We start from the raw sequence: 23970 nt of genomic DNA on the forward strand, positions 1-23970 counted from the left end.
CGCCCGGTTACATTCCGAACCCGGAAGCTAAGCCTTACAGCGCCGATGGTACTGCAGGGGGGACCCTGTGGGAGAGTAGGACGCCGCCGAACAATTATTCCGAAAAGATCCCCTCCCTTCTGGGAGGGGGTCTTTTTGCATTTCCCGGAGACAGGGCAGAAGGCTTTCAAGCCGGCCCGGCCGAGGGGGCGGGCGCCGTCAATATGTCGCTAAAACCGCATGATCAGTCCACTGATCAGCGGAAAATCGCCGCTCACGCCGTAGTCTCGAAGGGAAGGGGAACAGGTGTCCGGGGGTGGCCCCGGGGCAGAGCCGGATCAAGAATGGTGCTCATGGGACGAGGCAGGCTGCGCATCTACCTTGGGGCGGCCCCCGGGGTCGGCAAGACGTACGCCATGCTCGCCGAGGCGCACCGGCGACAGCAGCGTGGCACGGACGTCGTGGTGGCGTTCGTGGAGGATCACGGCCGGCGGCTCACCGCGGAGCTCGTCGACGGGCTGGAGGTCGTGCCGCGCCGGCAGCTGGTGCACCGGGAGGCCGCGTTCACCGAGATGGACGTGGACGCCGTCCTCGCCCGCCGCCCGCAGGTGGCGCTGGTGGACGAGCTGCCGCACACCAACATCCCCGGCTGCCGCAACGCCAAGCGCTGGCAGGACGTCGAGGAGCTGCTGGCAGCCGGGATCGACGTGATCTCCACCGTCAACATCCAGCACCTGGAATCGCTCGGCGACGCCGTCGAGGGCATCACGGGGGTGCGCCAGCGCGAGACCGTGCCGGACGCGGTGGTGCGCCGGGCCGACCAGATCGAGCTGGTCGACATGTCGCCGCAGGCGCTGCGGCGGCGGCTGGCGCACGGCAACGTGTACGCGCCGGAGAAGATAGACGCGGCCCTGGCCAACTACTTCCGTCCGGGCAACCTGACCGCGCTGCGCGAGCTGGCGCTGTTGTGGACCGCGGACCGGGTCGACGAGTACCTGCAGAAGTACCGGGCCGAGCAGGGCATCGAGGGCACCTGGCAGGCCCGGGAGCGGATCGTGGTGGGCCTGACCGGCGGCCCCGAGGGGGCGACGCTGATCCGGCGGGCGGCCCGGATCGCGGCCCGCGTCTCCGGCGGTGAACTCCTCGCCGTCCACATCTCCCGCTCGGACGGGCTCTCGGGCACCGGCTCCCCGCAGACGCTGATCGAGCAGCGGGCCCTGGTGGAGAGCCTCGGCGGTTCCTTCCACGCCGTCCTCGGCGACGACCCGGCCGCCGGGCTGCTGGACTTCGCCCGGGGCGTGAACGCGACCCAGATCGTGCTGGGCACCAGCCGCCGGCCGGCCTGGCAGTACCTCTACGGGCCTGGCGTCGGCACCACGGTGACCCGGGAGGCCGGCGACATCGACATCCACATGGTCACCCACGAGCACGCCGGGCACGGACGCGGGCGGGTGCCGGTGCGCCGGATCACCGACCTGGGCCGCTCCCGCACCATCGCGGGCTGGCTGATCGGGCTGGCGGGTCCGCCGGTGCTGGCGCTGGTGCTGACCGCGATCGGCGGGCTGGGCCTGTCCACCGACATGCTGCTGTTCCTGTCGCTGACGGTGTGCGCGGCGCTGGTCGGCGGGCTGCTGCCGGCGATCGGGTCGGCGCTGGTCGCCTCGTCGGTGCTGAACTACTACTTCACGCCGCCGATCCACACCTTCACGATCAACGAGCCGCAGAACATCATGGCGGTGGCGATATTCACCGTGGTCGGCATCTCGGTCGCCTCCGTGGTCGACCTGGCGGCCCGGCGCACCCACCAGGCGGCCCGCAGCCAGACGGAGGCGCAGACGCTCAGCGCGCTGGCCGGTACCGTGCTGCGCGGCGCGCCGAACGGGGACGGGGTGCTGACCGCGCTGATGGAGCAGGTCCGGGAGACCTTCGGGCAGGAGAGCGCCGCGCTGCTGGAGCGTCCGGAGCCGCTCGGCGCCTGGGTGCCGGTCGCCACCGCCGGGCCGCGCCCGCCGGAGCGGCCGGAGGAGGCCGACGTGGACGTGCCGGTCGGCGACAGCCTGGCGCTGGTGCTGCGCGGCCGGGTGCTGCCGGGGGCGGACCGGCGCCTGCTCGGGGCGTTCGCCGCGCAGGCGGCCGTGGTGCTGGAGCGCCGCCGGCTGGCCCGGGAGGCCGCGGCGGCGCGCCGGGAGGCGGAGGGCAACCGGATCCGCACCGCCCTGCTGGCGGCGGTCTCGCACGACCTGCGCACCCCGCTGGCGGGGATCAAGGCGTCCGTCACCTCGTTGCGGGCGGCCGACGTCGAGTGGGCGCCGGAGGACGAGGCGGAGCTGCTGGCCGGCATCGAGGCCGGGGCCGACCGGCTCGACCACCTGATCAACAACCTGCTGGACATGAGCCGGTTGCAGACCGGCACCGTCACCCCGCTGATCCAGGAGACCGACCTGGACGAGGTGGTGCCGTTCGCTCTCGGCGGGGTGCCGCCCGAGTCGGTGCGCCTCGACGTCCCGGAGACGCTGCCGATGATCCGGGCCGACGGCGGCCTGCTGGAGCGTTCGCTGGCCAACCTGGTCGAGAACGCCGTCAAGTACAGCCCGGACGGCGTCAAGGTGCTGGTCAAGGCCGACGCGCTGCGTCAGCCGGGCGGTTCCGCGCGGGTCGAGCTGCGGATCGTGGACCGCGGCCCGGGTGTGCCCGAGGACGCCAAGGAACGGATCTTCGCGCCGTTCCAGCGCTACGGGGACGCGCCGCGCGGCGCCGGGGTGGGGCTCGGGCTCGCGGTGGCGCGCGGCTTCGTCGAGGCGATGGACGGTACCGTCACCGCCGAGGACACCCCTGGTGGCGGCCTCACCATGGTCGTCAGCCTGCCCGCGGCCGAGCGGCCGCCGGAACCGGGGGAGGCGGCCGGTGACGGGCACGATCCGCTGTCGCGGCTGATCACGTGACAGCCGGTGGCCTGCCGCTCCGGCCTGTCGTTCCTCGCCTCCGCAATCCGTATGTTCAGCAAGTCCCACAGTCCGTAAGTCCGACAGCCCTGAAAGGCGGAGCCCGTAAATGACCCGGGTCCTCGTCGTGGACGACGAACCGCAGATCGTCCGCGCGCTGGTGATCAACCTCAAGGCCCGCAAGTACGAGGTCGACGCGGCCCATGACGGCGCGAGCGCCCTGGAACTGGCCGCCGCCCGCCATCCCGACGTCGTCGTCCTCGACCTGGGCCTGCCCGACATGGACGGCGTCGAGGTGATCCGCGGCCTGCGCGGCTGGACCCGGGTGCCGATCATCGTGCTGTCGGCCCGGCACGCCTCCGACGAGAAGGTCGAGGCCCTGGACGCCGGCGCCGACGACTACGTCACCAAGCCGTTCGGCATGGACGAGCTGCTCGCCCGGATGCGCGCCGCCGTGCGCCGCGCCGAGCCGGTCGCGGGCGAGGACGACTCGCTGGTCGTCACCGAGAGCTTCACCGTCGACCTCGCCGCCAAGAAGGTCAACCGGGACGGCACCGACGTCCGCCTCACCCCGACCGAGTGGCACCTGCTGGAGGTGCTGGTCCGCAACGCCGGCCGGCTGGTCAGCCAGACCCAGCTGCTCCAGGAGGTGTGGGGCCCCGCCTACCGCACCGAGACCAACTACCTGCGGGTCTACCTCGCCCAACTGCGCCGCAAGCTGGAGCGCGACCCCTCGCACCCGCGCCACTTCATCACCGAACCGGGCATGGGCTACCGCTTCGAGAGCTGACCCCGGGGCGCCCCCGGTGGCCGTACGGCCTGCCGCCGGGGGCGCGGAAACCGGTACCCTTCCGACATGAGTGGTGACAACAGCAGCGACCAGCCGCAGGGGCGCTTCCGCCGCATGCTCAGCCGGCTGACCTCCTCGGCCGAGGAGCTGCAGGCCGAGGAGCTGCGCCAGGAGAGCGCGGCGGAGTCGGGCTGCACGCCGATCGCCGGCTGCGCGGACCGCGAGCTGGTCACCGTGGCGGGCACGCTGCGCACGGTGACGCTCCGCCCGCGGGCCGGGGTGCCGGCCCTGGAGGCCGAACTCTTCGACGGCACCGAGGCGCTGGACGTGGTCTGGCTCGGCCGCCGCTCGATCGCGGGCATAGAGCCGGGCCGCCGGCTCGTCGCCAGCGGCCGGATCAGCCACGCACGCGGGCGCCGCGTGCTGTTCAACCCCCGCTATGAGCTGCGTCCGGTCGGACACGGGAGCGAATGAGCGTGAGCAACCAGCCCGGCGGCGAGTCCGCCGCCCAGCTTGACCTGGCCGCGAACCACCACGCGCCGCCCGGCCCGCACGGACCCGGGGCCGCGGCCGACGCGGCCGTCCGCGAGGCCGTCGTCGCCAAGGAGGCCGCCGACAGCGCGGCCGAGGAGGCCGCCCGCAAGGCCGCCGCCTCCAAGGAAGCGGCCGACACCATCCTGCAGGCCTTCGGCGGCGTGCGCGGCATGATCGACATGACGCTGCCCGGCCTGGTCTTCATCGTCACCTTCAACATCACCCACCAGGTCAGCTCCGCCGCCTGGGCCGCGCTGGGCCTGTGCGCGGTGTTCGTGGTGACCAGGCTGGCCCGGCGGGAGACCGTCCAGCACGCCTTCAGCGGGGTGTTCGGCGTCGCCCTCGGCGCCTGGATCTCGATGAAGAGCGGCCGCGCCGAGGACTTCTACCTGCCCGGCCTGCTGTGGAACGTCGGCTACAGCATCGCCCTGGCGGTCTCCGCCCTGGTGCGCTGGCCGATGATCGGCGTGATGCTCGGCCCGGTCACCGGCGAGATGTTCACCTGGCGCAAGGAGAACCCGGGCCGGTTCGCCGCCTACACCAAGGCGACCTGGGCCTGGGTGGTGATCATGGGCCTCAAGCCGGTGATCCTCTTCCCGCTGTACTTCACCCACAACGTCAACCTGCTCGGCTGGCTCAAGGTCGCCCTCGGCATCCCGCCGATGCTGCTGGCGATGTACGTCACCTGGCAGATCCTGCTCAAGGCGCCGCCGCCGATCAAGGCGCAGTTCGACGACGACGAGGAGCCGGCCCGCTAGGCCCTGTCCGGCCGGAGCCCCGGCTCGCCGGCCCGCACGCGACGGGCGAGGGCCCGCACCCCTGGTGGGTGCGGGCCCTCGCCCGTGTCCGGTCCGCGCCTTCGGCCCTACTGGGCGCCGGAGGACGCCGACAGCAGGTCCTCCAGCTCCTTCTCGCGCTCCTGCGCGGCCACGAAGAGCAGCTCGTCGCCGCCCTCCAGGGTGTCGTCCTTGCCCGGCACCAGCACCCGGCCCTCGCGGATGATCGTCACCAGCGCGGTGTCCTGCGGCCAGGCCACGTCGCCCACCCGGGTGCCGACCAGCTCGGTGTCGGCGGCCAGGGTCAGCTCGACCAGGTTGGCGTTGCCCTGGCTGAAGCGCATCAGCCGGACCAGGTCGCCGACGCTGACCGCCTCCTCGACCAGGGCGGACATCAGACGCGGGGTGGACACGGCCACGTCCACGCCCCAGGACTCGTTGAAGAGCCACTCGTTCTTCGGGTTGTTCACCCGGGCGACCACCCGCGGCACCGCGTACTCGGTCTTGGCGAGCAGCGAGACGACCAGGTTCACCTTGTCGTCGCCGGTCGCGGCGATCACCACGTGGCAGCGCTGCAGCGCCGCCTCGTCCAGCGAGGTGATCTCGCAGGCGTCGGCCAGCAGCCACTCCGCCATGGGCACCCGCTCCACCGAGATGGAGTTGGGGTTCTTGTCTATCAGCAGGACCTCGTGCCCGTTCTCCAGCAGCTCGCCCGCGATCGAGCGACCCACGGCACCGGCCCCGGCAATGGCGACCCGCATCAGTGACCCTCCTCCTTCGGCCCCTGCGCGAACGCGGCCTCGACCGCCGTCAGGTCGCCCCGGCGCAGCATCACGTGCACCAGGTCGCCTTCCTGCACCACCATCTGGGGCGAGGGCAGCACGCCCTCGCCGAGCCGGGTGACGAACGCCACCCGGGTGCCGGAGGACTCCTCCAGCACGCCGATGCGGTGGCCGACCCAGCCCGGGGCGTAGGCGACCTCGGCCAGCTGGACGCCGCCGCTCGGGTCCTGCCACAGCGGCTCGGCGCCGCTCGGCAGCAGCCGGCGCAGCATCTGGTCGGCGGTCCACCGGACCGTCGCCACGGTCGGGATGCCCAGGCGCTGGTAGACCTCGGCGCGGCGGGGGTCGTAGATCCGGGCCGCGACGTTCTCCACGCCGAAGTTCTCCCGGGCCACCCGCGCGGCGATGATGTTGGAGTTGTCGCCGCTGGAGACCGCGGCGAACGCGCCGGCCTCCTCGATGCCCGCCTCGCGCAGGGTGTCCTGGTCGAAGCCGACGCCGGTCACCCGGCGCCCGTTGAACCCGGCGCCCAGCCGACGGAACGCGGTCGGGTCCTGGTCGACCACGGCCACCGAGTGGCCCTGTTTCTCCAGGGCTCTGGCGAGGGCCGAGCCCACGCGGCCGCAGCCCATGATGACGATGTGCACCGGCGCTACCTCACCCGTCCCGTAGGGTTCTTGACCTGCGCAAACACCGTTCATCTCCCTTTCCCGCCCGGCTTCCCTGGGCGAGCGTTCTCGTGGGGCGCCGACTCACAACCTGAGTGTTGCCCGCCGACTCGTATCCGACACGCTAGCCGGTCCATAGAACGCAGTCGCGACGAAGGGGGGGACAAACGGCGGAGCCCGGCCCGGGAAGCCCCTACGATTCCTTAACGTGCCTATGCCGACTGACCTACCGAAACGCATCCTGATCGGGCGCGCCCTGCGCAGCGACAAATTGGGCGAAACACTTCTGCCCAAGCGGATCGCGCTGCCCGTCTTCGCCTCGGACGCGCTCTCCTCGGTCGCGTACGCCCCCGAGGAAATCCTGCTGACGCTCTCCGTGGCGGGTGCCTCGGCGATCCACTTCTCCTGGCAGATCGGCGTCGTCGTCGCGATCGTGATGCTCGCGGTGGTCGCCTCCTACCGGCAGAACGTGCACGCCTACCCGAGCGGCGGCGGCGACTACGAGGTCGCGACCGTCAACCACGGGCCCAAGTCGGGACTCGTCGTCGCCAGCGCCCTGATGGTCGACTACGTGCTCACCGTGGCCGTCTCGACGACCTCGGGCGTCGCCAACGTCGTCTCCGCCGTCCCCGCGCTGCGCGGCCACGAACTGACCCTGTCGGTCATCGTCGTGGTGGTGCTGATGGGCATGAACCTGCGCGGCGTCCGCGAATCCGGCACCGCCTTCGCCGTCCCGACGTACGCGTTCATGATCGGCGTCATCGGCATGGTCGGCTACGGCTTCGTCCGGCACTTCCTGCTCGGCCAGGACATGCCCGCCGAGAGCTCCGGATTCCACCTCGCCGCCATCCCCGGCAACGAATCGCTGGCCGGGTTCGCCATGGTGTTCCTACTGCTCAAGTCGTTCTCCTCCGGCTGTGCCGCGCTCACCGGCGTGGAGGCCATCTCCAACGGCGTGCCGGCCTTCCGCAAGCCCAAGAGCAAGAACGCCGCCACCACCCTGCTGATGATGGCCAGCATCGCCGTGGTGATGTTCATGGGCATCATCTGGCTGGCCCGCCTCACCGGCGTGCAGATGGCCGAGAACCCGGCCGAGCAGCTCGTCGGCTCCTCGCCCGGCTACCACCAGAAGACCGCGCTCGCCCAGATCAGCGAAGCCGTCTTCAACAACTTCACGCCCGGCTTCTACTTCGTCGCCGCCGTCACCGGCCTGATCCTGGTGCTCGCCGCGAACACCGCCTTCAACGGCTTCCCGGTGCTCGGCTCGATCCTCGCCCAGGACCGCTACCTGCCGCGCCAGCTGCACACCCGCGGCGACCGGCTGGCCTTCTCCAACGGCATCATCCTGCTGGCGATCGCCGCGATCCTGTTCGTCATCGCCTTCGACGCGGACCCCAACCGGCTGATCCAGCTCTACATCGTCGGCGTCTTCGTCTCCTTCAACATGAGCCAGTCCGGCATGATCCGGCACTGGACCCGGCTGCTGCGCACCGAGACCGACCCGGCCAAGCGCCGCCACATGCAGCGCAGCCGGGCGATCAACACCTTCGGCCTGGTGATGACCATGGCCGTGCTGATCGTCGTCCTGGTCACCAAGATCAGCCACGCCTGGATCGCGATCGCCGCGATGGTCGTGCTCTTCGTGATGATGAAGGGCATCCGCCGCCACTACGACCGGGTCTCCGAGGAGCTCACCGCCGCCGAGGAGCCGGACGACGTGGTGCTGCCCACCCGGGTGCACGCCATCGTGCTGGTCTCCAAGCTGCACAAGCCCGCGCTGCGCGCCCTCGCCTACGCCAGGCTCGCCCGCGCCCACACCCTGGAGGCCGTCACCGTCAACGTCGACCCGGCCGACACGGCGGCGCTGCGCCGGGAATGGGACGAGCGCGGCATCGAGGTGCCGCTCAAGGTGCTGGACTCGCCGTTCCGCGAGATCACCGGGCCCGTCCTCGACTACGTGAAGAACCTGCGCCGCAGCAGCCCGCGCGAGGTGGTGTCGGTCTACATCCCCGAGTACGTGGTCGGCCACTGGTACGAGCACCTGCTGCACAACCAGAGCGCGCTGCGGCTCAAGGGACGGCTGCTGTTCAAGCCCGGGGTGATGGTCACCTCGGTGCCGTGGCAGCTGGAGTCCTCCGAGCGGCGCAAGCCGCAGAAGGCCTGGTCGGCGCCGGGTGCCGTCCGGCGTGGCGAGCCTCGGGCGCCGAAGGCCGTAAAGTCGAAGGTCCCCGTTATGCCAGACGCCACCGCTGACAGCAGCAAGGACTCCGCCCAGTGACCCGCAACACCCCGTCCCGCTCCTCCGGATCCTCGGGCAAGGGCGCCCGCAAGGGCGCCGCCACCCCCGGCAAGGTCGCCCGGCCGCGCTGGGGCAAGCCCGTGCGCCCGGCCGCCACCGACCGCGACGGCTTCACCGCGCAGACCGCGCCGCTCGCGCCGGGCGAGCCTGCTCCCGCGCGTCCGGCGGAAGCCGACACGGGGAAGCCGAAGGCCGACCGTACGCAGAAGACCGACCGTACGCAGAAGACCGACCGTGCGCCGAAGACCGAGCGCACGCAGAAGGGCGAGCGCTCCAAGGACGGCGCGCCGAAGGGCGACCGCGCGCAGGCGTCCCGCACGCCGGGGGAGCGGCCGCGCAAGCAGGCGGTGCGGCCGCCGAAGGCGCTGCGCACCGCGCCGCGGGCCGCGCGGCCCGAGACGCCGACCGGCGATCCGCTGGCTGGCCACCGCTACGAGGTCGAGGTCGGCCCGGTCGCGCACGGCGGCGGGCACTGCGTGGCCCGGCACGAGGGCCGGGTGCTGTTCGTCCGGCACGCGCTGCCCGGCGAGAAGGTGGTCGCACTGGTCACCGAGGGCACCTCCACCTCCCGGTTCCTGCGGGCCGACGCGGTCGAGATCCTGGAGCCCGCCAAGGAGCGGATCGCGCCGCCGTGCCCGTTCTCCGGGCCCGGCAAGTGCGGCGGCTGCGACTGGCAGCACGTCACCCCGGGCGGGCAGCGCAAGCTCAAGGGGCAGGTGCTGACCGAACAGCTGGCCAAGCTGGCCGGGCTCACCCCGGCCGAGGCGGGCTGGGACGGCAGCGTCGAGCCGGTCGGCGGCAAGCTGCCGGCCGGGCAGGTGCCGACCTGGCGCACCCGCGTGCAGTACGCCGTGGACCAGGAGACCGGGAAGGTCGGCCTGCGCAAGCACCGCTCGCACGACGTGCAGCCGGTGGACCGCTGCCTGATCGCCGCCGAGGGCGTCACCGAACTCGGCATCGAGGCCCGCGACTGGCCGGGCATCGCCTCGGTCGAGGTGATCGCCGCGAGCGGCTCCTCGGACCGCCAGGTGGTGCTCACCCCGCGTCCCGGCGCCCAGCTGCCGCTGGTCGAGCTGGACAAGCCGGTGTCGATCGCCCGGGTGGACGACCAGGGCGACATCCACCGCGTGCACGGCCGCAGCTTCGTGCGCGAGCGGGCGACCGGGCGGACCTGGCGGGTCAGCAACGGCGGCTTCTGGCAGATCCACCCCGAGGCGCCGGACACCCTGGTCGACGCCGTCCTGGACGGCCTGGACCCGCAGTGGGGCGAGAACGCGCTCGACCTGTACTGCGGCGTCGGCCTGTTCGCGGGGGCGCTGGCCGACCGGGTCGGCGAGGAGGGCGCGGTGCTCGGCATCGAGTCCTCCAAGCAGGCCGTGGCCGACGCCCGGCACAACCTGGCCGCGCTGGACAACGTGCGGATCGAGTGCGACCGCGTCGAGACGCTGCTGCCGCGCACCGGCATCACCGCCACCGATCTGATCGTCCTGGACCCGCCGCGCTCGGGCGCCGGGCGCGAGACCGTCGCGCACCTGGTCGGCCTGGAGGCGCGCCGGATCGCGTACGTCGCCTGCGACCCGGCGGCGCTCGCCCGGGACCTGGCGTTCTTCCGCGAGGGCGGCTACCGGCCGGTCTCGCTGCGGGCCTTCGACCTGTTCCCGATGACGCACCACTTCGAGTGCGTGACGATCCTGGAGCCGATCGGGAAGTGACCCGGCGGCCCTCCGGGGTGCTGACTGACGGGCTCTGACCGCGTTCGAGGCGGTTCGGGGCGGTCAGAGGCAGTCCGGGGGAGTTCGGGGGAGTTCGTCGGAGGAGACGGCAGAGGAGGCGGCACCCGTTCACGCGGGTGCCGCCTCCTCGCCGTTCCGGTGCGGGACGGTCAGGGCCGGTTGTGCTCCTCCTCGTCGGCGCTGTGCGGAAGGTCGATCCCGTGCTGGGCGGCGAGCCGGAGCAGTCCGGCGATCCGGCCCTCGTACGCCTGGACGCCGTCGGCGTCCCCTTCGGCCCGGGCCGCTGCGAGGTCCCGGCGGGCCTGGGCGAGCTGCTCGCGCAGCTCCTGGTCGAACATGGCTGTCATTGCCGGCCTCCAGACCGGTCGGTGCCGCTCCGCGGAACGCTCAGGAGAGTTCAGAGTCTCGGAAGGTGAAGAACTCTTCAAGTCTCGCTCGCCCCGGCGGGGCGGCGTCGGGCGGCATTGGGCGGGGTGGCGGGTGCGGGCAGGGCGGTCGCCGGGGTGTGGGTCAGGGAGTGGTCAGGGGGACGCAATGCGCCGGTAAAGGCGGTTGCCGGCGCCGCCGTTCGGCTCCCGGAGGGGGCTTGACGAGGTGATTCGCGCGGGGCGAAGGTGAGCGGCCGACATGTCATGTGTGCTGTTGCACAGCCACCGCCGGGGCCGCACCCTCCCGCCCGGAGCGGTCGGCCGGGAGGGTGCGGCCCTTGCGTGAGGGGGAGGGTCATGGAGCTGGAACTGCGGCACCTTCGCGTGCTGTGCGCCATCGCCGACACCGGGAGCGTCGGCAGGGCCGCCGTCCTGCTCGGCGCCTCGCAGCCCGCGACCAGTACGCAACTGCGCCGGATCGAACGCCACCTGGGCGCGCCGCTGTTCGAGCGCACGGCCGTGGGCGTCGCGCCGACCTGCTTCGGCGTCGAGGTGGTGGCCGCCGCGCGCGACCTCCTCACCCGCGCCGACTGCCTCGGCCGCCGCCCGGCGGCCCCCGGCGAGCCGGCCCGCCAGGAGCTGCGCCTGGCCGCGACCATCTCGCCGATCCTGCCCGGACTGGTCACCAGGGCCCGGCACCAGCGGCCCGACCAGCGCTTCACGGTGACCTCCGTCTACCGCTCGTCGGACATCGTCGACCTGCTGGAGCAGGGCGACGCGGAGGCCGCCGTGGCCGTCGACTACCCGGGCCGGGAACTGCGCCACTCGCCGGCCGTCGCGCACCGCGGCATCGTCACCGAGCCCGCCTTCGTCGCACTCCCGGCGGGCCACCGGCTCCGGCACCGCACCGAGATCGCCCTGGTGGACCTGGCCGAGGAGGACTGGTTCCTCACCCCCGACGACGGGGCCGGCTGGCACGGCGTGTTCTACGGCGCCTGCGCCGCGGCGGGCTTCACCCCGGCGACCGTCCACGAGTTCCTCGGCGGCCGGCTGGAGCTGCAGGAGATGATCTCCGCCGGGCTCGGGATCTCCGTCGTCCAGGCGACCACCAGGCCGCTGGCCGAAGTGGTGGTCAAGCCGCTCGCCGGGACGCCGATCTGGGTCCGCCACCTGCTGGCCTGGCGGGCCGTCGGGGTGAGCGGCGAGGTGGTGGAGACGCTGTTCGGCGCGGCGGCCGCGGCCTACCGGGACCTGATCGCCAGTTCGCCGACCTTCCAGGCCTGGGCGGCGCGGACGTACCGGCCGGTCCGGCCGTAGGGAGGCCGGGTCGGGGGGCGGGACGGTCGGGTCCGGCGGTGGAGAGGCCGGGTCAGGCCGTGGTGCGAGGCGGGGGCGGGCGGGCGGTCCCGGTGGGGCGGTGTTATGCCGGACGCGGTAGATGTCATATGACCTGTGACATTGTTCTGGCGGGTCGCCCGATGGCAGGATCACGTCGACTTCCCCCATGCCTCGGCAGTCGTCCAGTCGCCTCCCCCACAGGAGAAGGACCCCGCAGTGCGCCTTCGCATACCCCTCCCCACGCTCATGGCCGGCGTCGTCGCCGGCTGTGCCACCGCCGCCACCCTGCTGCCGGTCCCCGCGCTCGCCGCGTCCGGACCGGCCGCCCAGCCGCCGGCCGGCGCCCGGTCGTCCGCCGCCGCCCCGGCGACGGCCGACGCCGCGTCGGCCGTCCCGAAGCCGCTGGGGGCCTTCCTCGCGGCCGATCCCTCCGAGGCCGCCGCCCCCGCCGCCAAGCCGCTGCCGCCGGCGCTGCTGGGCCAGGTCGTGATGGGCCAGCCGGCCGGCACCGCCGTGCAGACCGCGCCCCGTCCGGCCCAGCCGCACGCGCCCGCGGCCAAGCCGGGCAACTCCGCGGCCCAGCCGGGCAGTTCCGCCCGTGCCGCTGCCGGTTCGGCCGGTGCCGTCGCTGGTACGGCCCGCGCCGCCGCTGGTACGGCCGGTGTCGCCGCGCCGAGTTGCACCCCCGCCGACTTCGGCGGGCGCAGCGGTGCCGACCTGGTCTCCTTCCTCGAAGGCTCGACCACGGACTGCGTGAACACGCTGTTCAACGTCACCGGCACCGACGCGGGCAGGATCTTCAAGGAATCCCAGATGCTCACCGTCGCCAACGCCTACCAGGGCCTGGCGGCGAACTACACCGGGGACAACTCCACCGGCATCCTGCAGCTCGTGCTCTTCCTGCGGGCCGGGTACTACGTCCAGTCCAACAACGCGGACGCGGTCGGCCCCTACGACGCGGCGCTCACCAGTGCCTCCAAGGCCGGGCTCGACGCCTTCTTCGCCGGCCGGCACTGGACCGACGTCACCGACAACAACGGCACCGTGCTCAACGAGGTGCTGGTCCTGACCGACAGCGCCAACGTGCAGGGCAGCTACCTGGGCGTCTACAAGCAGGTGCTGACCAGCTACAACAACTCGTACAACGCCTTCCCGAAGATGCTCAAGGCGGTCAACGCCGTGCTGTCCGCGCCGCTGTGGCGGGGCAACTGGAACAGCGACTTCGTCAGCGCGGTCGGCGCCGACCCGAGCATCGGCACCGTCCTGGGCGACTTCGCGCTCAACCACAAGGACCTGCTCGGCACCGCCAACGCCTACCTCGACGTCAACGCCGGCAACGACCTCGGCCGGATGGCCGGCGACGGCCCCGTCGTCGAGGCCGCGGTCAAGGGGAAGGTCAAGGCGGTGCTCGACGGCGCCCAGATCACCGGCGTCACCGGCCCGTTGTACGTCCACACCGCCTACCAGGCCAACGCCTTCGACCCCGGCCAGTGCTCGTACTACGGCACCTGCGACCTGCCGGCGAAGCTGACCGCGGCGGTGCTGCCGAACCAGCTGGTCTGCGACAACCGCACCATCCTGACCGAGTCGCTGTCGCCCGCCGACCTGGCCGCCGTCTGCACCAGCCTGCGCGGCGAGGACACCTTCTTCCACAACCTGGTGAAGGACAACGGCCCGGTCAACCCGTACGGCAAGAACATGACCCTCGCGGTCTTCGCCAACCAGGCCGACTACCTGAACTACTCCTGGGCGATCTTCGGGAACTCCACCGACAACGGCGGCCAGACCGTCATGGACCCGACCGACCCCAACAACCGCGCCGTGTGCGTGATGTACCAGAAGTCGTGGAACGACGGCTTCACCGCCAACGTGTGGAACCTCAACCACGAGTACACGCACTACCTCGACGGCATCTACGACATGAAGGGCAACTTCTCCACCGAGATCTCCGTGCCCGACATCTGGTGGATCGAGGGCGTCGCCGAGTACGAGTCCTACGCCTACCGCGGCACCACCGACACCCAGGCGATGGCCGAGGCCGCCAAGCACACCTACAAGCTCAGCACCGTCTTCCAGAACACGTACGGCAACTCGGACTCGGTGCGCACCTACCCGTGGGGCTACCTCGCCGTCCGGTACATGTTCGAGAAGCACCCGGCCGACGTCTACGCCATGCTCGGCCACTTCCGCACCGGTGACTACCAGGGCGGCTACGCGGTCTACAACGGCATCGGCACCGGCTACGACGCCGACTTCGACGCCTGGCTCGACGGCTGCGCCGCCGGCGCCTGCTACGCGGCCGGCCCGACCGCGCTGTTCGGCCAGGCCGTCAACGGCGCCACCGTCACGCTGACCGACAAGTCCGTCCAGACCGGCCCCGGCCAGATCACCGCCTGGCACTGGACCTTCGGCGACGGGACCTCCTCCGACCAGCGGAACCCGAGCCACGGCTACGCCGCCGCGGGCACGTACACCGTCGCCCTGACCGTCACCGACGCCACCGGCAGGACCGCCAGCACCCCGGCCTCGGTCACCGTCACCACCGGCACCGGCGGCGGCACCACCCTGCCGACCTGCATCGACCCGCGCACCGACGCGCTCGGCCAGAACTGTTCCCGGTCCAACCTCACCGCCACCGCCGGCGGGCTCGACTACCTGTACGTCTACCTGCCGGCCGGCGTCAGCACCCTGAAGATCAGCACCTCCGGCGGCACCGGCACCGCGTACCTGTACTACAACGCGGACACCTGGGCCTCGCCGAACGCCTTCACCGCCTCCTCCACCAACGCCGGCAGCACGCAGAGCATCACCGTCACCAACCCGACGGCCGGCTACCGCTACATCAGCCTCTACGCCAGCACGGACTTCAGCGGGGTGACGGTCAGCACCCAGTTCTGATCCGGACCCGCGTTCGCTCCCGGGCGGCCACGCCTGCGGCACCCTGCCGCGGGCGTGGCCGCCTGGCGTCCGTGCAGGGAACGTCCGTGGGGGGCACGTCCGTGGGGGTGGGCGCTCCGTCCGGTGTGCGTGCGCCCTTGTTGTGCTAGCACTTCAGCGCTAGCTTGAGATTCATGGGTAAGAAGCAGCTGAACGTCCGGGTGGACGCCACGACCGCGGAGATGGCCCGGGAACGGGCGGAGCAGCAGGGGATCAGCATGAACCAGTACATCGAGCGCCTGGTCCAGCAGGACATGGGCGAGGCGGGGCGGGCCTTCGTCGACGCCGCCGCCCAGTTCATGAAGGAGTACGAGACGGCCTTCCTGGCCGAGTTCGCGGAGCCGGGCGACCTGAAGGACGTGCGCCGTTGAAGCTGGAGGTCGACCTCTCGTGGCTGCTCATGACCGCCGAGCAGTACACGCCCGGTGACCCGCAGGTCACCGACTACGGGTCGTTGCTCGCGGCCGTCGCCCGGCACCAGGCCGAGATCTTCGACATCGACGTCTACCCCGAACCGCAGGACCGCGCCGCCGCCCTGATGCACCAGCTGATCCGGGTGCCGGCCCTGGAGAAGACCAACGAGCTCTACGCGACCGCCGCCGCCTACGCCTACCTCGTCGCCAGCGGCTGCACCGTCGCCACCACCGCCCGCGAGGTGCGCAGCCTCGCCCGGGCCATCCGGGAGGGGCGGCTCGGTGTGTCCGGGGTCGCCGAACGGCTGGCGGGGTGGGTCGTCGACGAGGCCGAGGGGGAGGGCGTCAGCGGGGCGGAGGACGAGGACGACGACTGACCGGGTGGGCTCCTGCCCGGTCGCGTCGTCCTCGTCGTCCGTTCCTGAGGGCTCTCGTTGGTGTGGTCGGGGGGTCAGTCGCCGGGCCGGTCCGGGGCCGGCTCGGCGATCAGGGCCGTCGCGAACGGGCGGAAGCCCGCCCGGCGGTAGATCCGGGCGACCTCCTCGTCGGCGGCGGACAGGAACACCGTCCGCACGCCGTTCGCCCGCGCGTGCGCGACCAGGGCCGCGGTGACCGCCAGACCCAGCCCGCGCCGCCGCGCGACCGGCAGCGTCCCGACCCCGGCCACCTCGGTGACCGCGCCCACCGGATTGTGCTGGCCCGCGCACAGCGCGGAACCGTCCTCCACCGCGGCGGCCAGCACGGTGGCGCCGTCGGTGATCCGCCGCGCGATCCGCTCCACCGCGCCCTCTGCCGTCAACCGCCCTGCGGCCTCGGCCAGTTCGGCCGCACCCACGGCGCCCACACCGGTGCCCGGCTCGGCGAACGCCAGGTGCGGAACGGCGACCGCCGACGCCAGCTCCGGCGCATCCGCGCCCAGGACCTCCACCCGCACCTCCTCCGGCAGCTCGGGCGCCGGGGCCGGCTCGTCCTGCGGGCCCAGCACCAGCAGCGGGTGCTCGTGCACCGCGAGCCCGGCCGCCTCCACCGCGGCCCGCAGTTCCGGACTCCGCTCGGCCACCCACTCGAAGGCCTCCGGCTCGCCCAGCTCCCGCTGGCGGGCCAGCACCCGCAGGACGTCCTCGGCGGTGGTGGCGGGGCCGTCGTGGTCGAGCGTGGGGCGGGCGTAGTAGGGCCAGCCCGCGCCCTCGCGGACGAACAGGGTCAGCGGGCCGAAGTCCTCGGTCCGCGCGGCGCTGCGCGGCACCGCGTCGTAGTAGCGCTCGATCGCGTCGAGGAGGGAGTGGTCGGGGGCATGATCAACAGAAGTCACGGCGTGCATCCAAGCAGGGGCGTCGGCGGCCCGCCACCGCATTGTTCCCGGGCTTCGTGCCGGGGGCGCCGGTGACGGTGTGACGGACGGTGGCGGTGCCTCGTGCCGGGGGTGATGGCGGGCGGCGGCGGTGCTTCGTGCCGGGGGTGGCGAAGGGCCGGGGCGGTGCGGGCGCCTGATTGTTGCTGAACGCTTACCGGCTCGCAGCGATCTTGTGCGTATACCGCGTGGCATGCTGATGCCTTTACAGCTCTGCCGAAGGGGGACGGCGGACGTCCGCACTCGGCTTGGCAAGGGGGGAAGACAGGCCCATGAGGCTCTGCTTTCTGGTGGAGGAGCACTACCGGCACGACGGCATGCCGCTCGACGTGGCACGCCAGCTCACCGCATGGGGGCACCGGGTGGACGTGCTGCGCCCCGGGGACTCGCTGATGGCGATATCCGAGGCGATCCGGGCCGGCAGCCACGACGCCTGGGTGCTCAAGACCGTCTCCGGCGGGCCCGGGCTCACCCTGCTGGACGCGGCCGCCGCCGTCGGCCTCACCACCGTCAACGACGTCCGCTCCATCCGTGGCGTCCGCGACAAGGCGCTCGCCTCCGTCATCGCCAGCACCCGCGGCCTGCCCGTCCCCGTCACCTACGCCACCGCCCGCTGGGAACGGCTCGCCGAGATCCCGGCCGCCGAGTACCCGCTCGTCGTCAAGCCCGCCGACGGCAGCTCCGGGCGGGCCGTCCGGCTCGTGCCCAGCCCCGACCACCTCCTCGGCCTCGGCCCCGAACTCGCCGACGAGGGGCTGTTGATCGCCCAGCCCTACGTGCCCAACTCCGGCACCGACCTCAAGGTGTACTGCGTCGACGGCGAGCTCTTCGCGACGGAACGTTCCTCCCCGCTCCACCCCGGGCAGGGCGTACGCGAACGGCAGGTCCCGTTGCCTGGCGAGGTCGCGCGGATCGCGGCGCAGGTCGGCGAGGTGTTCGGGCTCGACCTGTACGGCGTCGACGTGCTGCTCGGGCCGGACGGGCCGGTGGTAGTCGACATCAACGACTTCCCGAGCTTCCGCCAGGTGCCGGACGCGGTCGCCAGGGTCGCCCGGGCGGTGCTGCGGCTCGCGCGCAGCGGTACGGCCGTGTCGGCGCCCGCGCCCGCACTGGTGCCGGCGGGTGGTGGCGCTGGGTACGGGCAACTGGGCTTCGGTGGTGGAGAGTTCAGCGGATCCGGCTTTGACGGAGCTGGCTTTGACGGGGCCGGCTTGGGCGGGTCTGGCTTGGGCGGGGCGATATGAGGATCGGCCTGATCACCGCCGACCCCGGACACCCGGTGCTCGCGGCGACCGCCGCCCTGCTGGCGGACCGGCACGAGGTGACGATCGTCGACCCTGCTGGACCGGCAGGGCCGGCGCTCGCCGACGTCTATCTGCTCAAGGCCCACACCCGTCGATCCCTTTCACTCGCACAAGAGTTGGAGCGGCGCGGGGCGCCCGTCATCAACTCGGCCGCGGCCACCGAACTCTGTCAGGACCGGGTGCGGATGGCCGAACTCGCGCGCGCGGCCGACCTGCCCTTCGCGGCCACCCGCGACGCCGGGCGGATCGCCGAACTCGCCGATCCCGCCTACCCGTTCGTCGTCAAGAGTCGGCACAGTCGGCGCCACGACCTGGTCGCCCGGGTCGACGGCCCGGCCCGGTTGCGCGAACTCGTCGCGCGCTGGCCCGACGAGCCCGTCGTCACCCAGCCGTTCGTCCCGGGGACCGGCTGGGACCAGAAGCTGTGGGTGATCGACCGGCAGGTATTCGCCGCCCAGCGGCGGTCCGAACTCGCCGACAGCGTAGGGGAGTCGGGGCAAGGGCAGGGCTGGGAACCGCCCGCCGACCGGGCCGCCCTCGCCCTGCGCGTCGGCGAGGTGTTCGGGCTCGACGTCTACGGCGTCGACCTGCTCGACGGGCCCGCCGAACCCGTCATCGTCGACGTCAACGCCTTCCCCGGCATCCGTGGCCGGCCCGGCGCGCCCGAGGCGCTCGCCACCCTCGCCCTGCGCGTTGCGGCGGAGCGCGGGCGCGGGCGCGCCGCGCAGGGGTGGGGCCGATAGGCCGGGCAGCGGGGCCGGGCGGGGTCGGGCGGGGTCGGCGGACCCGGGGCGAGGTCGGCTGGCCGGGCAGGCCGTCGGGGTCGGGCGGGGTCGTTAGGCTGGTTACTCAGGGCCACCGGACCCGCGAAACCCCCGGGCACCCGGGCTGAACGGCGAGAGAAGACGGAACGTTGCTGCAGGACATCGAGCACTACCTGGCCTGCCCCCACTGCGCGCAGGCCCTCACCCGGCACGAGCGCGCCCTGCGCTGCCCCGCCGGCCACAGCTTCGACCTCGCCAAACAGGGCTACGTCAGCCTCCTCGCCGGCGACGCCCACACCGGCACCGGCGACACCGCCGAGATGGTCGCCGCCCGTGCCGACTTCCTCGCCGCCGGCCACTACCGGCCCATCGCCGACGCCCTCGCCGAGGCCGCCGCGGCCGCCGACCCCGAAGGCCTCGTCGCCGACCTCGGCGCCGGCACCGGCCACTACCTGGCCCACGTCCTCGACGCCCTGCCCGGCCGCGTCGGCGCCGCCCTCGACATCTCCAAGTTCGCGCTGCGCCGCGCCGCCAAGGCCCACCCCCGGATCGGTGCCGTGGTCTGCGACGCCTGGCGGCCGCTGCCGCTGCGCGACGCCTCCGCCGGGCTGATGCTCAACGTCTTCGCCCCGCGCAACGGGCCCGAGATCCGCCGCGTGCTGCGCCCCGGCGCCACCCTGCTGCTGGTCTCGCCCACCGCCCGCCACCTGCGCGAACTCGTCGGCGCGCTGGGCCTGTTGTCGGTCGACGAGGAGAAGCAGCGGCGGATCGACGAGAAGCTCGGCCCCTACCTGACCCCTGCCGGGCAGCGGCAGGTCGAGTTCACCCTGCGGCTCGGCCCGGACGACGTGCGCACCGTCGTCGGCATGGGCCCCAGCGCCTGGCACACCGACCCGGACCGCCTGGCCGCCGCGCTCGCGGAGCTGCCGGACCCGGTCGAGGTGACCGCCTCCGTGACGGTGGCCGCCTACCGGCGCTGAACGTCGGGCGCGCGCGGGGTGTGGCCGCCACGTTGGGATGAATCTGCTGAGCAGGCACGTTTCTGCCGACCGGCCTGCGGCTAACGTCCGACGGGTGAACCGCGACGCCACCCGGCCCGCCGCGCCGGCCCACCCCCGACCGAGCGCCCCGGGGCCCGATCGGCCATCCGTAACACGTCCCACCGTCGAGGAGCTCCGGCTCACCTCGTTCAAGTCCTACCGGCGCGCGGTCCTGCCGCTCGCGCCCCTCACCGTCCTGCACGGGCCCGCCGGCGTCGGCAAGTCCAACGCCCTCGACGCACTGGCCGTGCTCTCCCGGCTCGCCCTCGGAGAGGAGATCGCCGACTCCTTCGACGGACTGCCCGACCGTACCGGCCCCCTGGCCAAACCCGTCCGAGGCGGCCTGACCGGGTGCGTCCCGCACGGGCGCGACGCCGTCATCCTCGGCTGCACCGTCCGCTCCCCGCACGGCCGCATCCGGCTCGACGTCGTCGTCCGCACCGACGGCCCGGTGCGGATCGCCCGCGAATCGCTCACCCTGGACGGCCGCACCCTCGTCGACACCGGCGAACAGGACGTCCGCAAGCGGCGCGTCAACGTCTGCTGGCACAACGACACCCGCCAGGGCGACATCCGGGCGCCCTTCCCCAGCGGCACCATGATCACCGCGCAACTGCCGCTCCGGGTGGCCGGCTCCTCCCCGGGCGAACGGCAGGTCCTCGCCGCCACCGAGGACCTGCTCACCGCGCTGCGCGAGGTCTTCCCCGTCCACCCCGTCCCGGCCCTCATGCGCGGCTGGGCCCGGCCCGACCCGCAGGCCCGGCTGCGCAGCAACGCCGCCAACATCTCCGCCGTCCTCGCCCGGCTCGGCAACGAATGCCCGCGCCGCTACGGGCAGCTCCTGCGCGCCGTCCAGTCCGCCGCCCCGCACCCGCTGCTCGGACTCTCCCTCGCCCACCGCGGCAGCGGGCCCGACCAGCGGGTCCTCGCGGTGTTCGACGAAGGCGTCCTCGGGCGCACCGGGGCCGACCAGGCCTCCGACGGCATGCTGCGCCACCTCGCGTTCGCCGCGGTGCTGCTCACCGGGGCCGGGGTGCTCGACCTCGACGTGGCCGCCGAGGTGCCGTGGGCGCACCGGCAGCTCACCGTGCTCGCCGAGGACCTCGGAGCCGGGCTCGCCACCGAACAGACCGCCTCACTGCTACGGCTGGCCCGGGACATGTCCGGGCGCAACCAGCTGCGCGTCCTCGCCGCGCTTCAGGAGCCGGCCGCGGCGCGGGAGGCGCTCGGCGCGGCCGAACCGCGGTCGGGCGCGGCCGTGCTGGTGGAGTGCCGGCGCGACCCGGACTCGGGGCACACCGTGCTGCGGCCCGAGACGACCCGGGTGCCGGCCCAGTGCGGGCGCGGGGACGGCGCGGACCCGGGGGCGGACGAGGCGGACGGGTGAGGTAGACCTGGACGGGTGAACGAACGAGTGACGAGGCCGGGGGAACCGGCCGGGCCCACCGGGCCGACCTTGGAGGCCCTGCGGCAGCGGCTGGCGGACTTCGCGGCGGCCCGGCGCTGGGAGCCCTTCCACACGCCGAAGAACCTGGCGGCCGCGCTGAGCGTGGAGGCCGGCGAACTGCTGGAGATCTTCCAGTGGTTGACGCCCGAGCAGGCGGCCGTGGTGATGTCCGAGCCGGAGCGGGCCCACCGGGTGCGGGACGAGGTCGCGGACGTCCTCGCGTACCTGGTGCAGTTCTGCACGGTGGTCGGGGTGGATCCGCTGGAGGCCCTCGCGGCCAAGATCGAGCGGAACGAGCTCCGCTTCCCGGTGCCGGACGGACCGGCGGACGCCGACCCGGACGGGGCGGGTGTCAACCCGGACGTGGACGAATAATACTTGTGAGGGACGGGAGTTATCCACAGCCCCGGACTTGTCCACAGCTTTCCCGATGACGGATGCGGCCTCGCCGACTTCGCCGCACGCTTTCGCCGTGACCACCTGACCGCCCCTCCGGCGGTCGTGGTCCCACGGCGACAGCGAGCGGAAGGAGTGGCGGCCATGGAGGCGCTGCGACTGATCAAGAGGGCCCGGCACGCCCTGGCCGAGGCCAGGCACGTACCGGATGTGCTGGCCGAGGCGCGGCAGGCCGCGCTGCTCACCGAGGCGGTGGGGGCCAGGCTGGCGGAGCTGGACGACGACGAGCTCACCGGGCTGGGGCAGCAGCTGTCCGAGGCCGCGGCGCACGCGGCGGTCTGCCTGGAACGCTCTGTCGTCAGGGCCGCCGTGCTGAGCGGCGGCCGGGCCGGGCGGCTCACCGAACTCGGCGAGCTGGCACCGACCTTGGGTGCGCTGGACGGGCTGCTGCGGGACGTCGGGGAGACGCTGGTGGTGCTGGCCTGCGGGGCCGACACCGAGAGCCTCTACTGGACGTGCATCGACGGCGTGGACGCGGTGTCGGAGTGCAAGGACCTGGCCGGGCGGCTGTGGAAGACGGCGGGCAGGTTGGAGGAAGAGGAGGGCGCGGTGCTCGGCGGGGCGCCGGCCGAGCGGGGCTCGCCCTTACTCGTGGTCCGGCTCGGCCCGCCGGACGAGGGCGGGCCGACGGGGGAGGAGCAGGCGCCGGACTATCGGGTGCCTGGCGTGGCGGGAGCGTCGGAGGAGGTGTCCGTACCGGTGGGATAGGTGGCCGGGCCGTCCTCCCGGATGCCGGAGGACTGCAACTCGGCGAGATCCGCGGACACCGAGGCGAGCAGTTCCTGCATCTGTTCCAGCAGGCTCTTCTGCGCGGCGGGCCCGGACGAGGTGCCGGCGGCCGAGCCCGCCGGGCTGCTCGGGAGCTGCGGCGTGGCAGTTGGTTGGGACATGACGGGACCTCTTCGGATCGGTAGTGCGGCGTGAAGCGGCGGGACCCGCCCCCCGCCGCAAGCCGGAGCACGCACTCGGGGTCCGGAGCCCGAGTCGGCTCCGGACCCCGATGGCGTGGTCCCGCAGGTCAGTTGTGGGCGTGCAGGTCGGCGTTGAGGCCGCCCCAGGAGCCGGAGCGGGCGATGACCTCGACGGCGCCGGTCTGCGAGTTGCGGCGGAACAGCAGGTTGTCCTGGCCGGAAAGCTCGACGGCCTTGGCCACGGTGCCGTCCGGGGTGGTGACCCGGGTGCCGGCGGTGACGTAGAGGCCGGCCTCGATGACGCAGTCGCTGCCGAGCGAGATGCCGATGCCGGCGTTGGCGCCGAGCAGGCAGCGCTCGCCGACCGAGACGACCTGCTTGCCGCCGCCGGAGAGGGTACCCATGATCGAGGCGCCGCCGCCGATGTCGCTGTGGTCGCCGACGACGACGCCCGCGCTGATCCGGCCCTCGACCATGGAGGTGCCGAGGGTGCCGGCGTTGAAGTTGACGAAGCCCTCGTGCATCACGGTGGTGCCGACGGCCAGGTGGGCGCCGAGGCGGACGCGGTCGGCGTGGGCGATGCGCACGCCGGACGGGGCGACGTAGTCGGTCATCCGCGGGAACTTGTCGATGCCGTACACGGCGAGCTGGCCGCCCTGGGCGCGGACCGCGAGGCGGGCCTGCTCGACCGTGTCCACCGGGACGGGGCCGATGCTGGTCCACGCGACGTTGGCGAGCAGCCCGAAGACGCCGTCCAGGTTCTGGCCGTGCGGCTTGACCAGGCGGTGGCTGAGCAGGTGCAGGCGCAGGTACACGTCGTGGGTGTCGAGCGGCTTCTCGTCGAGCGAGGCGATGGTGGTGCGCACGGCGACCACCTCGACGCCGCGGCGCGCGTCGGCGCGCAGCGCCTCGGCGGCGCCGGCGCCGAGTTCGGCCTCGGCCTGCTCGGCGGTCAGGCGGACGGTGCCGGCCGGGCCGGGCTCGGCGGCCAGGGCGGGGGCGGGGAACCAGGTGTCGAGGACGGTGCCGTCGGCGGCGATGGTGGCCAGGCCGGCGGCCACGGCCCCGTTCGGGAGGGAGGTCGATTCAGCAGTCACACCGTGCACGTTAACCAATGCGGGGCTCCGCTGCCGAACAC

General features: G+C 73.0%; 22 protein-coding genes and 1 rRNA gene. 17 read left to right on the forward strand and 6 right to left on the reverse strand.

Annotated elements, in window-relative coordinates:
- The 5 genes from rrf to ACFVX9_RS22630 all read left to right on the forward strand — a co-directional run.
- Positions 1-92: ribosomal RNA gene (gene rrf, locus ACFVX9_RS22610) — 5S ribosomal RNA — on the forward strand; the annotation flags it as partial.
- 240 nt (positions 93-332) lie between these two features.
- A complete protein-coding gene (locus tag ACFVX9_RS22615; RefSeq protein WP_380371189.1) occupies positions 333-2921 on the forward strand; it encodes an ATP-binding protein in 2589 nt (862 codons plus the stop codon).
- A 109-nt stretch (positions 2922-3030) separates the two neighbouring features.
- Positions 3031-3711 carry a response regulator gene (locus tag ACFVX9_RS22620; protein ID WP_033351413.1) on the forward strand — a complete coding sequence of 227 codons (681 nt, stop codon included), beginning with the start codon at positions 3031-3033 and terminating at the stop codon, positions 3709-3711.
- Positions 3712-3777: 66 nt separating this feature from the next.
- Positions 3778-4185 (forward strand): OB-fold nucleic acid binding domain-containing protein, encoded by a 408-nt coding sequence (locus ACFVX9_RS22625; RefSeq protein WP_063347599.1) that lies wholly within the window; start codon positions 3778-3780, stop codon positions 4183-4185.
- 2 nt (positions 4186-4187) lie between these two features.
- The gene (locus tag ACFVX9_RS22630) at positions 4188-5003 is read left to right on the forward strand and encodes a DUF3159 domain-containing protein (RefSeq protein WP_244293354.1); all 816 of its coding nucleotides are present in this window, start codon (positions 4188-4190) and stop codon (positions 5001-5003) included.
- 107 nt (positions 5004-5110) lie between these two features.
- Here ACFVX9_RS22630 and ACFVX9_RS22635 read toward each other — a convergent pair whose 3' ends face one another.
- Together ACFVX9_RS22635 and ACFVX9_RS22640 are read right to left on the reverse strand one after the other, a co-directional pair.
- Positions 5111-5782: a potassium channel family protein gene (locus ACFVX9_RS22635; protein WP_387983178.1), complete on the reverse strand. Its 672-nt coding sequence runs from the start codon at positions 5780-5782 to the stop codon at positions 5111-5113.
- Positions 5782-6450 (reverse strand): potassium channel family protein, encoded by a 669-nt coding sequence (locus ACFVX9_RS22640; protein WP_387983180.1) that lies wholly within the window; start codon positions 6448-6450, stop codon positions 5782-5784. Before ACFVX9_RS22640 ends, ACFVX9_RS22635 begins: the two co-directional genes overlap by 1 nt.
- 229 nt (positions 6451-6679) lie before the next feature.
- Between ACFVX9_RS22640 and ACFVX9_RS22645 the strand changes: the two genes are divergently transcribed.
- A complete protein-coding gene (locus ACFVX9_RS22645) occupies positions 6680-8749 on the forward strand; it encodes an APC family permease (RefSeq protein WP_107452862.1) in 2070 nt (689 codons plus the stop codon).
- Positions 8750-9135: 386 nt separating this feature from the next.
- Positions 9136-10482 (forward strand): class I SAM-dependent RNA methyltransferase, encoded by a 1347-nt coding sequence (locus ACFVX9_RS22650; protein ID WP_387983204.1) that lies wholly within the window; start codon positions 9136-9138, stop codon positions 10480-10482.
- A 170-nt stretch (positions 10483-10652) separates the two neighbouring features.
- On the opposite strand, the gene ACFVX9_RS22655 is transcribed toward ACFVX9_RS22650, so the two are convergent.
- Positions 10653-10850 (reverse strand): hypothetical protein, encoded by a 198-nt coding sequence (locus ACFVX9_RS22655; protein ID WP_159398428.1) that lies wholly within the window; start codon positions 10848-10850, stop codon positions 10653-10655.
- Between the two features lie 378 nt (positions 10851-11228).
- On the opposite strand from ACFVX9_RS22655, the gene ACFVX9_RS22660 reads away from it, so the two are divergent.
- From ACFVX9_RS22660 to ACFVX9_RS22675, 4 genes are all read left to right on the forward strand, one after another.
- The gene (locus ACFVX9_RS22660; protein WP_380371196.1) at positions 11229-12188 is read left to right on the forward strand and encodes a LysR family transcriptional regulator; all 960 of its coding nucleotides are present in this window, start codon (positions 11229-11231) and stop codon (positions 12186-12188) included.
- A 237-nt stretch (positions 12189-12425) separates the two neighbouring features.
- Positions 12426-15107: a collagenase gene (locus ACFVX9_RS22665; protein ID WP_380371199.1), complete on the forward strand. Its 2682-nt coding sequence runs from the start codon at positions 12426-12428 to the stop codon at positions 15105-15107.
- 173 nt (positions 15108-15280) lie between these two features.
- Positions 15281-15517 (forward strand): toxin-antitoxin system HicB family antitoxin, encoded by a 237-nt coding sequence (locus tag ACFVX9_RS22670; protein ID WP_063347592.1) that lies wholly within the window; start codon positions 15281-15283, stop codon positions 15515-15517.
- Positions 15514-15936, forward strand: coding sequence for a hypothetical protein (locus ACFVX9_RS22675; RefSeq protein ID WP_063347591.1), 423 nt, complete (start codon positions 15514-15516; stop codon positions 15934-15936). Before ACFVX9_RS22670 ends, ACFVX9_RS22675 begins: the two co-directional genes overlap by 4 nt.
- A 74-nt stretch (positions 15937-16010) precedes the next feature.
- Here ACFVX9_RS22675 and ACFVX9_RS22680 read toward each other — a convergent pair whose 3' ends face one another.
- Positions 16011-16880, reverse strand: coding sequence for a GNAT family N-acetyltransferase (locus tag ACFVX9_RS22680; protein ID WP_063347590.1), 870 nt, complete (start codon positions 16878-16880; stop codon positions 16011-16013).
- 302 nt (positions 16881-17182) lie between these two features.
- On the opposite strand from ACFVX9_RS22680, the gene ACFVX9_RS22685 reads away from it, so the two are divergent.
- The 6 genes from ACFVX9_RS22685 to ACFVX9_RS22710 all read left to right on the forward strand — a co-directional run bounded on the left by ACFVX9_RS22685 (position 17183) and on the right by ACFVX9_RS22710 (position 22629).
- Positions 17183-18154 (forward strand): RimK family alpha-L-glutamate ligase, encoded by a 972-nt coding sequence (locus tag ACFVX9_RS22685; protein WP_380371204.1) that lies wholly within the window; start codon positions 17183-17185, stop codon positions 18152-18154.
- The gene (locus tag ACFVX9_RS22690; RefSeq protein ID WP_380371207.1) at positions 18151-18957 is read left to right on the forward strand and encodes a RimK family alpha-L-glutamate ligase; all 807 of its coding nucleotides are present in this window, start codon (positions 18151-18153) and stop codon (positions 18955-18957) included. The genes ACFVX9_RS22685 and ACFVX9_RS22690 overlap by 4 nt, the downstream gene beginning before the upstream one ends.
- A 170-nt stretch (positions 18958-19127) precedes the next feature.
- Positions 19128-19958: a putative RNA methyltransferase gene (locus tag ACFVX9_RS22695; protein ID WP_380336962.1), complete on the forward strand. Its 831-nt coding sequence runs from the start codon at positions 19128-19130 to the stop codon at positions 19956-19958.
- Positions 19959-20052: 94 nt separating this feature from the next.
- A complete protein-coding gene (locus ACFVX9_RS22700; RefSeq protein ID WP_380371210.1) occupies positions 20053-21405 on the forward strand; it encodes an AAA family ATPase in 1353 nt (450 codons plus the stop codon).
- A 69-nt stretch (positions 21406-21474) separates the two neighbouring features.
- Positions 21475-21840, forward strand: a complete 366-nt coding sequence (locus ACFVX9_RS22705; RefSeq protein WP_380371284.1) for a nucleotide pyrophosphohydrolase — start codon at positions 21475-21477, stop codon at positions 21838-21840.
- Positions 21841-22005: 165 nt separating this feature from the next.
- Positions 22006-22629 carry a DUF6099 family protein gene (locus ACFVX9_RS22710; RefSeq protein ID WP_380371212.1) on the forward strand — a complete coding sequence of 208 codons (624 nt, stop codon included), beginning with the start codon at positions 22006-22008 and terminating at the stop codon, positions 22627-22629.
- Here the strand turns inward: ACFVX9_RS22710 and ACFVX9_RS22715 are convergent.
- Positions 22572-22811 (reverse strand): hypothetical protein, encoded by a 240-nt coding sequence (locus ACFVX9_RS22715; RefSeq protein WP_380371214.1) that lies wholly within the window; start codon positions 22809-22811, stop codon positions 22572-22574. The genes ACFVX9_RS22710 and ACFVX9_RS22715 overlap by 58 nt on opposite strands.
- A 128-nt stretch (positions 22812-22939) precedes the next feature.
- A complete protein-coding gene (gene dapD, locus ACFVX9_RS22720) occupies positions 22940-23929 on the reverse strand; it encodes a 2,3,4,5-tetrahydropyridine-2,6-dicarboxylate N-succinyltransferase (protein WP_063347584.1) in 990 nt (329 codons plus the stop codon).
- Positions 23930-23970 lie beyond the last annotated feature (41 nt).

This window comes from Kitasatospora sp. NPDC058243 (assembly GCF_042882025.1).
Taxonomy (GTDB): Bacteria; Actinomycetota; Actinomycetes; order Streptomycetales; family Streptomycetaceae; genus Kitasatospora.

Excerpts from the sequence above, each read along its gene's own strand:
- ACFVX9_RS22615 (WP_380371189.1), top strand. The coding sequence starts at position 333 with ATGGGACGAGGCAGGCTGCGCATCTACCTTGGGGCGGCCCCCGGGGTC.
- ACFVX9_RS22620 (WP_033351413.1), top strand. The coding sequence starts at position 3,031 with ATGACCCGGGTCCTCGTCGTGGACGACGAACCGCAGATCGTCCGCGCG.
- ACFVX9_RS22625 (WP_063347599.1), top strand. The coding sequence starts at position 3,778 with ATGAGTGGTGACAACAGCAGCGACCAGCCGCAGGGGCGCTTCCGCCGC.
- ACFVX9_RS22635 (WP_387983178.1), bottom strand. The coding sequence starts at position 5,782 with ATGCGGGTCGCCATTGCCGGGGCCGGTGCCGTGGGTCGCTCGATCGCG.
- ACFVX9_RS22655 (WP_159398428.1), bottom strand. The coding sequence starts at position 10,850 with ATGACAGCCATGTTCGACCAGGAGCTGCGCGAGCAGCTCGCCCAGGCC.
- ACFVX9_RS22660 (WP_380371196.1), top strand. The coding sequence starts at position 11,229 with ATGGAGCTGGAACTGCGGCACCTTCGCGTGCTGTGCGCCATCGCCGAC.
- ACFVX9_RS22670 (WP_063347592.1), top strand. The coding sequence starts at position 15,281 with ATGGGTAAGAAGCAGCTGAACGTCCGGGTGGACGCCACGACCGCGGAG.
- ACFVX9_RS22680 (WP_063347590.1), bottom strand. The coding sequence starts at position 16,880 with ATGCACGCCGTGACTTCTGTTGATCATGCCCCCGACCACTCCCTCCTC.
- ACFVX9_RS22685 (WP_380371204.1), top strand. The coding sequence starts at position 17,183 with ATGAGGCTCTGCTTTCTGGTGGAGGAGCACTACCGGCACGACGGCATG.
- ACFVX9_RS22690 (WP_380371207.1), top strand. The coding sequence starts at position 18,151 with ATGAGGATCGGCCTGATCACCGCCGACCCCGGACACCCGGTGCTCGCG.
- ACFVX9_RS22710 (WP_380371212.1), top strand. The coding sequence starts at position 22,006 with ATGGAGGCGCTGCGACTGATCAAGAGGGCCCGGCACGCCCTGGCCGAG.
- ACFVX9_RS22715 (WP_380371214.1), bottom strand. The coding sequence starts at position 22,811 with ATGTCCCAACCAACTGCCACGCCGCAGCTCCCGAGCAGCCCGGCGGGC.